This window comes from Flavobacterium sp. UBA7663, assembly GCF_002483315.1.
Classification (GTDB): domain Bacteria; phylum Bacteroidota; class Bacteroidia; order Flavobacteriales; family Flavobacteriaceae; genus Flavobacterium.
The window spans coordinates 354,186-365,369 of record NZ_DLHR01000015.1; the positions used below are offsets into that span (position 1 = coordinate 354,186).

The following is an 11,184-nucleotide window of genomic DNA, read 5'->3' on the forward strand; positions in this document are numbered from 1 at the left end:
AAACTGATCACTGAACACTAAATAATATGATGCTCGTTCGCTACTTATCGCAAATAGGAAAATACTTTATTATGTTGAAAGAAATTTTCAACAAGCCTACTAAATGGTCGGTAATGAAACAATTAATCCTTAAAGAAGTTGATGATTTAATCATTGGTTCGCTAGGGATAGTTTCTTTTATTTCCTTTTTTGTTGGAGGAGTTGTGGCAATTCAAACAGCGTTAAATTTGACCAATCCTTTAATCCCTAAATATTTGATAGGTTTTGCAACACGTCAATCGGTGGTTTTAGAGTTTGCTCCAACGTTCATTTCTATCATTATGGCAGGAAAAATGGGATCTTTCATTACTTCAAGTATTGGAACTATGCGCGTTACGGAGCAAATTGACGCACTAGAAGTTATGGGAGTTAACTCATTGAACTATTTGATTTTTCCAAAAATAATCGCCTTACTTTTATATCCTTTCGTAATTGGATTAAGTATGTTTTTAGGCGTTTTTGGTGGTTGGATGGCAGCAGTTTATGGTGGATTTACTACTAGTTTCGAATTCACAACCGGGCTTCAAACTGAATTTATTCCGTTTCATATTGCTTATGCTTTCATAAAAACTATTGTTTTTGCTTTATTACTTGCGACTATTCCTTCTTTTCATGGCTATTACATGAAAGGTGGCGCTTTAGAAGTTGGTAAAGCAAGTACTGTTTCCTTCGTGTGGACTTCAGTAGTAATTATTTTAATGAACTTTATATTAACCCAACTCCTATTGAGCTAATGATTGAAGTAAAAAACATCGTAAAAAAGTTTGGCGAACAAACCGTTTTAAAAGGCGTTTCTACTCGTTTTGAAGCTGGAATGACCAATCTTATTATTGGACAAAGTGGTTCAGGGAAAACAGTTTTCTTAAAGTCATTATTAGGCTTGCACACTCCAGATAGCGGAACAATTTCATTTGATGGCAGGATTTATTCGGAACTTTCAAACGATGAAAAAAGAGCATTAAGAACCGAAATAGGAATGGTATTTCAAGGCAGTGCTTTATTTGATGGAATGACTGTTGAAGAAAACATTGGATTTCCTTTGAAAATGTTTTCAAATAAGACTCCAAAGGAAATTAAAGAGCGTGTTGATTTTGTTATTGATAGAGTTCACTTAGTAAACGCGCACCACAAACGTCCATCTGAAATCTCAGGAGGAATGCAAAAGCGTGTTGCCATTGCTAGAGCTATTGTAAACAATCCGAAATATTTGTTTTGCGATGAACCAAATTCGGGTTTAGATCCAAAAACTGCTATTGTAATTGATAATTTGATTCAGGAAATTACAGAAGAGTACAACATTACCACAGTGATTAATACACACGATATGAACTCGGTAATGGAAATTGGCGAAAAAATTGTTTTCTTAAAAAATGGTTTATTAGAATGGGAAGGTTCGAATAAAGAAATTTTCAAAACCGATAACGAAGCCGTTACCGATTTTGTGTATTCTTCTGAGTTATTCAAGCGTGTACGAAAAATGTACTTGGAAGATGATGTGAAATAGTACTATTTTAATTTAGAAACTATTTGCTTAATATCTTGCTCTTTATTTTTTGGATAAATCAACAACACATCGTCTTTATCCACAATAATATAATCGGTCAAACCATCAATTACTACTAACTTTTTCCCTTCAGTTCTGATGATATTATTAGTTGCATTTTCTAAGTAAACCGTTGCATTTACCACTGCGTTCTCTTGTTCGTCTTTTGGCAATTTGTCATATAATGAACCCCAAGTCCCTAAATCATTCCAATCGAAAGTAGCAGGTAACACATAAACATTTTGTGCTTTTTCTAAAATTGCATAATCAACTGAAATATTTTGTGCTAACGGATAATTATCTTTAATAAAAGCGGCTTCTTTCTCTGTATTTAGAGCGTCATAACCATTCATGAAATGATCGTACATTACAGGTTGAAATTCTTCATAAGCTTTTAAAACGGTTTTGGCACTCCATACGAAAATCCCAGCATTCCATAGATAATTTCTGCTTTGAATAAACTTTCTTGCAGTAGCGTAATCTGGTTTTTCACGAAATTGTTTTACTTTTTTAATAGGTCTCGAATCTAATTTATCAAACTCGATGTAACCATAACCAGTGTTGGCAAATGTTGGTAAAATTCCTAATGTCATTAAGTTCTCATCACGCTCACAAAAATCGAAAGCGTGCTGTAAATTAGAACAAAACTGCATTTCATCTTCAATCCAATGATCTGAAGGTGCTACTACCATAATTGCATCTGGATTTTGTTTTTTAATCTTCAAAGAAGCATACAAAATACATGGTGCGGTGTTTCGCATTACTGGCTCTAAAATAATTTGTTCTTGTTTTACCATTGGCAATTGTTCCAAAACAATGCTATTATAATCCTCATGTGTTAGAATTAAAATATTTTCTTTTGGAATGATTTGAGAAAGTCTGGTAAATGTTTTTTGAATTAACGTTTCGCCAGTTCCTAACATATCATGAAATTGCTTAGGAAATTCGGTTGTGCTTACTGGCCAAAAACGTGAACCAACTCCACCAGCCATTAATATTGCGTAATAATTTTTGTTCATTTATTTCTTAAATCTAAAATCGTTAATCTTCATTCTAAAATCAACTTGGCAACAATTCTACTTCGGCATTGGGTTGAAACAGATATAATCGTCCAGAACTTATTTCTAAACATTCATATCGTTTTACTCGTAATGCTATTTTCTTAAAAATTTTCCCATTGTGAATTCTAAAATGACTTCCCATTGGAATTTCAAAGATATAATTTTTATCGGTTTCTTTTAGGTCAAATTGTTTTAATGCGATGGCTAATTTTGCATCGGTATCGCTACTGGCTTTTGGATTTCTAAAATGTTTTGCCAACAAAGGCAACAATTGATTTGGAAATATTTCTGGACGAATAAATGGCACCATCATACGTTGAAAAGTGAGTTTCCATTCTTCGCCATGAGGTTTTATTTTTCGACCATATTTTTCAAAGGCAACTAAATGCGCAATTTCATGAATTAATGTGATTAAGAATCGGTATTTATTCAAACTCGCATTTACCGTAATTAAATGATATCCTTGCGCATCCTTTCGATAATCACCATGACGCGTTTGACGTTCGTTGACGATTTTAAGATGCACATGATTCGCTTTGATTAATTCAAAACAATGATGAACAGCGTGTTCTGGAAGGTATTTTTGTAAAACTTCGCTCAATTTTAAGGCGTTGAAGATGAAACTTGCAATACTTTTCCGTTATAATATTTGTTTCCAGTTAATGCGAAATTGAAGATATAATCTGCCATTTCTTTAGCTGAAAGTGGTGCTTCGTATCCGGGAAAAGCTTCTTGCAACATTTCGGTATTAACCGCTCCAAGTGCTAAAACATTGAAGGCAATACCTTGTGCTGCGTATTCTTCAGCTAATAATTCCGATAAGGTAATTACCGCGCCTTTACTTGATGAATATGCAGAAAGTCCAGCGAATTTCATACTTCCTTGAATACCTCCCATTGAACTTATCGTAACTACATGACTTCCTTTTTCCATGAATGGAATACAGATTTTTGTCAATTCCGCAACCGCAAAAACATTGACTTTATATATGTTTTGAAATTCCTCGGCAGAAATTTGCGTGAACGTTTTATGCAACAAACTTCCTGCATTGTGAATTAAAACATCAACTTTTTTCCAAGTTTGGGAGATAAATTTTTCCACTTGAAGCAATTCTTCTGGATTTGAAATATCAATTGATAAACAAGTAATATTTTGATGTTCGATTAAGGCTTGAGGTGTTTTGCGAGAAATCGCCAATACTTGATGTCCAGCGTTTGCAAATTGCAAAGCTAATTCGTAACCAATTCCACGAGAAGTTCCAGTAATAATTATATTTTTACTTTTCATTTAATTTGATTTCTTTTTTAGGCGCATTAATCATTTGTTCTAAAACCGGAATTGTTTTTGAAATCACGTTGGTCATGTGTTTTGTATCCATCAATTCAAATTCATCATCAGGTTGGTGATAGAATTGGAAATTTTCAAAATCAAATGTAGAAACGGTTTGTGCTGGCACATTAAATTCTGTGAAAAACGGATAATTATCAGAAGCTCTAAATAGCATATATTTGGTTTCTATTGGCAAATAACCTACTAATTTTTCTCCTGTATATTCATTCATTCTCGTCGCCATATTCGATTTTCCAAAGCCCGTTAAATAGAAATCCATGCCCTTGTCTTTCATAGGAACTCCAATCATTTCAAAATTGAACATAAAATACAAATCCATTTTTTGTTCTTTCAATTTAGCAGCCAAATGTTTCGAACCTAAAAGTCCTTTTTCTTCTGCAGAAAAGAACACAAAAAGTACACTTCGCTTGTTATTTTTGAATTTAGCGAAATATTTAGCTACTTCAGTTACCGCTGTGGTTCCAGAAGCGTTATCATTTGCACCGTTACCAATATCATCACCATTTACAGCAGCAATTTTTCCAATATGGTCATAATGTGCACCAATGATTACAAATTCATTTTTTAATTTTGAATCGTTTCCTTCGATATAACCTACTACATTATATGACGTTTTATTATAGTTCGACAACGTATCACGATAGGTTTTAAAATAAGGCTTGATACCATTTTCTTTTAGAAGATTTTCTAAATAAACAGAAGCTTTTTCAATTCCTTCGCTACCAGAATCTCTTCCTTCGAGTTCATCAGAGGTTAAATACGAAAGGGTTTTTATAACATTTTCTTCTGAAACTTTGTAGGAAACTGGATTGGTTTGGTTCGTTTTTTCAGGTTGCGGTTTAGATGCACACGAAAACAATACGAATCCCAATAAAAAGATGTAATAGCGCATAAATTTAGTTTTTAGTAAAAATAAAAAAATCCCGATTAATAATCAGGATTTTAATATATTCTTATCATTTTTTCTTAGCATCTTGAATAATCCAATCCAATTCTGGATCTTTATTATCCATTATTTGTTCGGTTGTTGGAATAATAGTGACATCGGGTAGAATTCCTCTGCCAAATTCTGTAGTTTTTTTAACAGGTCCAATATCTTGTAATCCAACTCTAAACAACAACTTAGAATTTGGAAGTTTTAACAAAGGCATTGTACCTGCAACCGTTCCGTTATAGGTTCCACCAGTTTCTTCTCCTACAAAAACTGCCCGATTTGAATTCTTTAAATTTGAAGATAAAATACACGAAGCCGAAAAACTTCCACCATTTGTAAGCACATATAACTTACCATAAAAGCGGTTTGGTTTTGGTTCGGTAAGTTTTTCTTCTTTACTTTTTAGATACAATTGCCCTTTCTCATCTTTTTTAACTGCTAAAATATTTTTAACTAAAAAAGGCAAAACCACAGGTGAAAAAACAACAAGAGCAACTTTTGGTATAGTTCTTAACTTATTTGTAGCTACTGAAGTTCGATTTGTTACCCTAACTGTATCTATAAATACGAATGGTTCTGGACTTAAATAACTATAAAAATTATGAATTTCGGCTAAACTTCCACCACCATTGTATCGCAAATCTAAAACTAATGTTTTTACACCTTTGCTTTTAATTTCGTTAAAAATACTATCATAGGCTTTTTTGTGACGTGAATGTTTAAATCCTTTTATTTTTAAAACCGCCATAGTAGAATCCGAAGGAATATAGGTTAAACTTCGGGTGAATTCTTTAGTCGTTCCATCATACAAAAAAAGCTTGTTTCTAGTGGTAATTTTCTTATTCTCGATAGCTTTTGCAAGTTTTTCTTCTTTAGTTAATTTTGCAACAATTGGCTTAGAAGTTTCTTTTATCACCGAATCCTTCTTAATTAATCCAGCTCTTGTGATTGTTCTTTCGTAAATACTATCTTTATAATTAAACACAACATGAACACTATCTTTTATTGGTTTTTCTAACAATAAATACATTGAAAATCTGCTCGCAAAAGCGTACGGTAAAAATGTTTTATTTAACCCATCTGAAGTATAGGTTTTTCTGTATTTGTCGTACAATTGTTTTGGTTCTATTCCTTGCACACTTATAATTTTTGAACCAGTTTTTATTAATGTGTCTTTTGTGTAATTTTTTAATAAATATAGATTGTCGTCTTGGTATCTAAAAGTCATCAATGATAAAGGATGTTTTCCTATTTTGTTCAAAGCTTTTAGTTCTTTTTTATCCACTTTTTTAGTCAGCGGCAAAATCCCCATGTGTCCTTGTTTCACAGAAGCAATTACTGGGCTTATTGCTAAAAAGAACTCATTTGGAGTTAATGGCGTAACGATTGAAGCTCTTAAACTATCAAATTTTTTATCCAAATCTTCTTTTGAAATGTACCAATCTAATGATGGATGTAATTTATTTAACTTGTATTCTACATAATCTATGTCTTTTTGCAAATCTTTTACCGCAATTTTTGAATCGATATGTGCATTAGCTTTTTGTACAGAAGTACAATTTGTATTTAAAAAAAACAAGCAACTAATACTGAAACAGGCTATAAATTTTAGCTTCATAAAGAAAAGTTTAAATTTGGTTATAAAAAAATCCCGACATAAATCGGGATTCTAAAATATCTATTTTATTTGAATTATGCTAACATAGTAACTGGATTTTCCATAAACGCTTTAAACGTTTGTAAGAATTGCGCTCCAGTTGCACCATCAACTGTTCTGTGGTCGCAAGCTAAAGTAACTGTCATTGTGTTTCCAACTACGATTTGTCCGTTTTTAACAACTGGTTTTTCAATAATAGCTCCAACAGATAAAATAGCAGAATTTGGTTGATTGATAATTGAAGTAAACGATTGAATTCCGAACATTCCTAAGTTAGAAATTGTAAACGTACTTCCTTCCATTTCTGCTGGTTGAATTTTTTTAGATTTTGCTTTTCCAGCTAAATCTTTTACGTTAGCACCAATTTGAGTTAAACTCATTTGATCTGTAAATTTCAACACCGGAACCATTAAACCATCTTCAACTGCTACTGCAACACCAATATTCACATGATGATTGATAACCATTGCATCTTCTCTCCATTGTGAATTTACTTGTGGATGTTTTTTCAATGCCATCGCACTTGCTTTGATTACCATATCATTGAAAGAAACTTTCGTATCTGGCAATCCGTTAATCATATTTCTTGAAGCAATTGCATGGTCCATATCTAACTCGATAGTTAAATAATAATGCGGTGCTGTAAATTTAGATTCCGCTAATCTTCTCGCGATGGTTTTACGCATTTGCGAATTTTTGATTTCTTCTTGAAATACTTCTCCTGCTGGAACAAATGGCTTCACAGATGCAACAGCATTTGTAGCTTCTGCAACGGCTTGAGATGGAGTTGCAACTGCTGATGGAGAGAAATTCTCTACATCCGATTTTACAATTCTTCCATTTTCACCTGAGCCTTTTACTTGAGACAAGTTGATTCCTTTATCTTGAGCAATTTTTTTAGCTAATGGAGAAGCGAAAACTCTACCTTCAGAGTTAGAAGTTGGAAGTTGGGAGTTGGAAGTAGCTTCCGTTTGTGTAACTGCTTTTTCTTCAGATTTTGAAGTTTCAACAACTGCACCAACTTTGTAATTAGCCGCAATACCTGAAACGTCAGTTCCTGCTGGTCCTAAAATTGCTAAAATTGTATCAACTGGAGCAGAATCACCTTCTTGCACTCCAATATATAATAAAGTTCCTGCATTGAAAGACTCGAATTCCATTGTAGCTTTATCTGTTTCGATTTCAGCAAGAATATCACCTTCTTTTACAGTATCTCCCACTTTTTTCAACCAAGTTGCAACAGTTCCTGTTGTCATTGTATCAGACAAACGAGGCATGGTTACTACTTTTACACCAGCTGGAATTTCAACTGTTGCAGAAGTTGGTTTTGCTTCTTCTACTACTTTTTCTTCTTTAGTTTCAGTCGCTGTTCCACCACTTAATAAAGCAGCAATATCTTCACCGGCTGTTCCAATAATTGCTAATAAAGAATCTACTGGAGCCGATTGTCCTTCTTGAATTCCGATGTGTAATAAAACACCATCGTAGAAAGATTCAAATTCCATTGTTGCTTTATCCGTTTCAATTTCGGCAAGAATATCACCAGTTTTGATTGTATCACCCACTTTTTTCAACCAAGTTGCTACAACTCCTTCGGTCATCGTATCACTCAAACGGGGCATTGTTATAATTTGTGCCATAGTTCTTATAATTTATGTGGAATGAAAGGATAATTTTCTTGTTCGTACACTACATCATATAACTGATTTACTTCTGGGAACGGAGAATCCTCTGCGAATTTCTCACATTCTGCCACTAAATCAGCTACTCTTTGATCGATTGTTTCGATTTCAGCTTCTGTAGCGTAATTGTTTTCTTTGATAATATCAAGAACTTGAGTAATTGGGTCGATTTTTTTGTATTCTTCCACTTCCTCTTTTGTTCTGTATAATTGTGCATCAGACATTGAGTGTCCTCTGTAACGGTATGTTTTCATTTCTAAGAAAGTTGGTCCATCTCCACGACGGGCTCTTTCCATTGCTTCATGCATTGCTTCAGCAACTTTTACTGGATTCATTCCATCCACTGGCCCACATGGCATTTCATAACCTAAACCAAGTTTCCAAATATCAGTATGATTTGCAGTTCTTTCTACAGATGTTCCCATTGCATAACCGTTGTTCTCAACGATAAAAACCACCGGTAATTTCCACAACATTGCCATGTTAAAAGCTTCATGTAATGAACCTTGACGAGCAGCACCATCACCAAAATAAGTTAATGTAACTCCACCAGTTTCAAAATATTTATCAGCAAAAGCAATACCTGCTCCTACTGGTATTTGCGCTCCAACGATACCATGTCCTCCATAAAAACCATGTTCTTTAGAGAAAATATGCATAGATCCACCCATTCCTTTTGAAGTACCTGTAGCTTTTCCGTATAATTCTGCCATAACTTTTCTTGGATCAACACCCATTCCAATTGGCTGAACGTGGTTACGGTAAGCGGTAATCATTTTATCTTTAGACAAGTCCATTGCGTGCAAAGCTCCAGCCAAAACTGCTTCTTGACCGTTGTATAGGTGCAAAAATCCTCTAACTTTTTGTTGGATATAAACAGCTGCAAGTTTATCTTCAAACTTTCTCCAAAATAGCATATCTTCATACCATTTTAGGTAAACTTCTCTTGTAATTGGTTTCATTTTAGTTTGTTTTTTTAATACAATTGAATTGTGAAAATCATTATTTGTTAATCACAATTTTACGAACAGCAAAAATACTACATAGAACCTGATTGAAAAAATTAAATTCTACGATTTTTGTATTTTTTATAACAAAATCGATAAAAAAAGTTACGAAATCGTTATAGATGATTTTTATCAAAAACCAAAGGCAGTAGATTTTTTAAAGAATCCGACTTATAAATATCTCCTTTTGCTCCCATAAAGAAAATAGCAATTGGAGTATCTTGTTTGAATTCGTATTCTGCGATTGCTTGCCTACAACTTCCGCAGGGTGGGATTGGCTCATCCAAATCTCTGTCTTGTGGAGATGCTGTAATGAACATTTTTACAATTTTAGCATCTGGATACGTTGCACCTGCATAATAAATTGCTACACGCTCGGCACACAAACCTGAAGGGTAAGCTGCGTTTTCTTGATTTGAACCTTGAACTACGATTCCGTTATCTAAAAGAATGGCTGCACCAACTGTAAATTTTGAATAAGGCGCATAAGCCTTACTTCTAGCATCAACTGCTTGCGACATTAAACCTGTTTCTTCTTGAGACAACTCTTCTTTTGAAAGTACCGAAATGGTCGTGTTTATTGAAATTTGCTTCATATGTAAGGAAAAAAAATCCAAATTCTTATTTTAGAATTTGGATTGTTTATTAATTTATTTTTCGTTTAAAGTTCATCGTAATTTTCGCCAAAGTTAAATGTTAGAGAGAATCTCAATGTATTTTCTAATGGATTTCTCACTTTAGATGCTGAGAACAAATACGACACATCAATTTTTACTACATTATACTTAAAACCAGCTCCTAAAGTAAAAAACTTTCTTGCTCCTTTTAATTCATTCTCATTAAAGTAACCTAAACGTAGTGCGAATGAGTCTTGATACCAATACTCTGCACCTAAAGCCCAAGTAAACTCTTTTAATTCTTCTGAAATTCCATCTGGAGCATCATTAAATGAACTGAAAATACCGCTTGTCCAACTTGTTTTTCTATAATCTGACAACGCTTGTGTGTAAGCATCATCTGCAATATCCTGCTCTGCTGCTTCAATTGAACCACTTCCATCAGAATCTATTGCCGCAACTTTTGCAGGTGGTGTTGGAACTAAAAGCTTTGTAACTTCTGCCGTAACACCAATTTTACTATACTCATCAAAAATAAAATCAAAACCTCCACCTAAACGCATATTCGCTGGTAAAAAGTTATCATTTAAATCATCATTATCATAACTAATTTTTGGACCTAAATTCTGAAAATTAAATCCAGCTCTCCATCTACCATTAAAATCATCGTAAGCTATTTCTTCTGATTGATAATAACCAGCTATATCAACTGCAAATGTTGTAGCAGCTGTAGCATCATTATTTGCATCACCAATTCTTAAAGCAGAACGAATAAATCGTCCACCAACAGCCATAGAAAAACGGTCACTTAACTTAAGAGAATAAGAACCATCTAAAGCTAATTCATTTGGATTCACTGTTCTTACAGCCTCATTGGGATCAGGAGTGTCTCTTAATTCAATATCACCTAGACCAAAATAACGCAAAGTCCCAGCAAATGCACTACGTTCGTTTATTCTATTGTAGTAAGTTAATTGACCTAAAGAAATATCGTTTGCAATACTAGACAAATATGGCGTATAACTCACAGAAAACCCTTGTTTTTGAAGAGAAAAAGCATATTTAGCAGGATTGAATTGTTGTGAGAAAGCATCTGCAGAAGTTGCTACTCCCATATCAGCCATACCCGCAGAACGCGCATCAGCCGCAATTAATAAAAAAGGCACACCTGTGGTTATTACTCGGCTATTATCTTCTTGCGCTTTAACATATTGACCTACAACTAATAAGGTAAATATTATAGCAATTTTTTTCATTGTATTCATAGAAATTAATTTGACAAATATAGTATTTT

11 protein-coding genes are annotated in these 11,184 nt (G+C 33.7%); 2 read left to right on the top strand and 9 right to left on the bottom strand.

Features of this window, described 5'->3' with window-relative positions; all coding sequences use genetic code 11:
* The first annotated feature begins 26 nt into the window (after positions 1–26).
* The gene (locus B2741_RS06250) at positions 27–773 is read left to right on the top strand and encodes an MlaE family ABC transporter permease (protein ID WP_133609516.1); all 747 of its coding nucleotides are present in this window, start codon (positions 27–29) and stop codon (positions 771–773) included.
* The gene (locus B2741_RS06255; protein WP_291136407.1) at positions 773–1,543 is read left to right on the top strand and encodes an ABC transporter ATP-binding protein; all 771 of its coding nucleotides are present in this window, start codon (positions 773–775) and stop codon (positions 1,541–1,543) included. The genes B2741_RS06250 and B2741_RS06255 overlap by 1 nt, the downstream gene beginning before the upstream one ends.
* 2 nt (positions 1,544–1,545) lie before the next feature.
* Here the strand turns inward: B2741_RS06255 and B2741_RS06260 are convergent, their stop codons facing one another.
* The 9 genes from B2741_RS06260 to porV all read right to left on the bottom strand — a co-directional run bounded on the left by B2741_RS06260 (position 1,546) and on the right by porV (position 11,146).
* On the bottom strand, positions 1,546–2,601 hold the full coding sequence (locus tag B2741_RS06260) for a mannose-1-phosphate guanylyltransferase (protein WP_291136409.1): 1,056 nt from the start codon (positions 2,599–2,601) through the stop codon (positions 1,546–1,548).
* Between the two features lie 40 nt (positions 2,602–2,641).
* A complete protein-coding gene (locus tag B2741_RS06265; RefSeq protein WP_291136411.1) occupies positions 2,642–3,244 on the bottom strand; it encodes a SprT-like domain-containing protein in 603 nt (200 codons plus the stop codon).
* A gap of 2 nt (positions 3,245–3,246) precedes the next feature.
* Complete coding sequence (locus tag B2741_RS06270) at positions 3,247–3,930, bottom strand: SDR family NAD(P)-dependent oxidoreductase (RefSeq protein ID WP_291136413.1); 684 nt, start codon at positions 3,928–3,930, stop codon at positions 3,247–3,249.
* Positions 3,920–4,885 carry a M28 family metallopeptidase gene (locus B2741_RS06275; RefSeq protein ID WP_291136415.1) on the bottom strand — a complete coding sequence of 322 codons (966 nt, stop codon included), beginning with the start codon at positions 4,883–4,885 and terminating at the stop codon, positions 3,920–3,922. The genes B2741_RS06270 and B2741_RS06275 overlap by 11 nt, the downstream gene beginning before the upstream one ends.
* A gap of 64 nt (positions 4,886–4,949) precedes the next feature.
* Positions 4,950–6,545 carry a S41 family peptidase gene (locus B2741_RS06280; RefSeq protein WP_291136417.1) on the bottom strand — a complete coding sequence of 532 codons (1,596 nt, stop codon included), beginning with the start codon at positions 6,543–6,545 and terminating at the stop codon, positions 4,950–4,952.
* A gap of 74 nt (positions 6,546–6,619) precedes the next feature.
* Positions 6,620–8,224 (bottom strand): 2-oxo acid dehydrogenase subunit E2, encoded by a 1,605-nt coding sequence (locus tag B2741_RS06285; RefSeq protein ID WP_291136419.1) that lies wholly within the window; start codon positions 8,222–8,224, stop codon positions 6,620–6,622.
* 5 nt (positions 8,225–8,229) lie between these two features.
* Complete coding sequence (pdhA, locus tag B2741_RS06290; protein WP_290819481.1) at positions 8,230–9,228, bottom strand: pyruvate dehydrogenase (acetyl-transferring) E1 component subunit alpha; 999 nt, start codon at positions 9,226–9,228, stop codon at positions 8,230–8,232.
* A gap of 161 nt (positions 9,229–9,389) precedes the next feature.
* The gene (locus B2741_RS06295; RefSeq protein ID WP_291136421.1) at positions 9,390–9,869 is read right to left on the bottom strand and encodes a cytidine deaminase; all 480 of its coding nucleotides are present in this window, start codon (positions 9,867–9,869) and stop codon (positions 9,390–9,392) included.
* Positions 9,870–9,934: 65 nt separating this feature from the next.
* A complete protein-coding gene (gene porV / locus B2741_RS06300; protein WP_291136466.1) occupies positions 9,935–11,146 on the bottom strand; it encodes a type IX secretion system outer membrane channel protein PorV in 1,212 nt (403 codons plus the stop codon).
* Positions 11,147–11,184 lie beyond the last annotated feature (38 nt).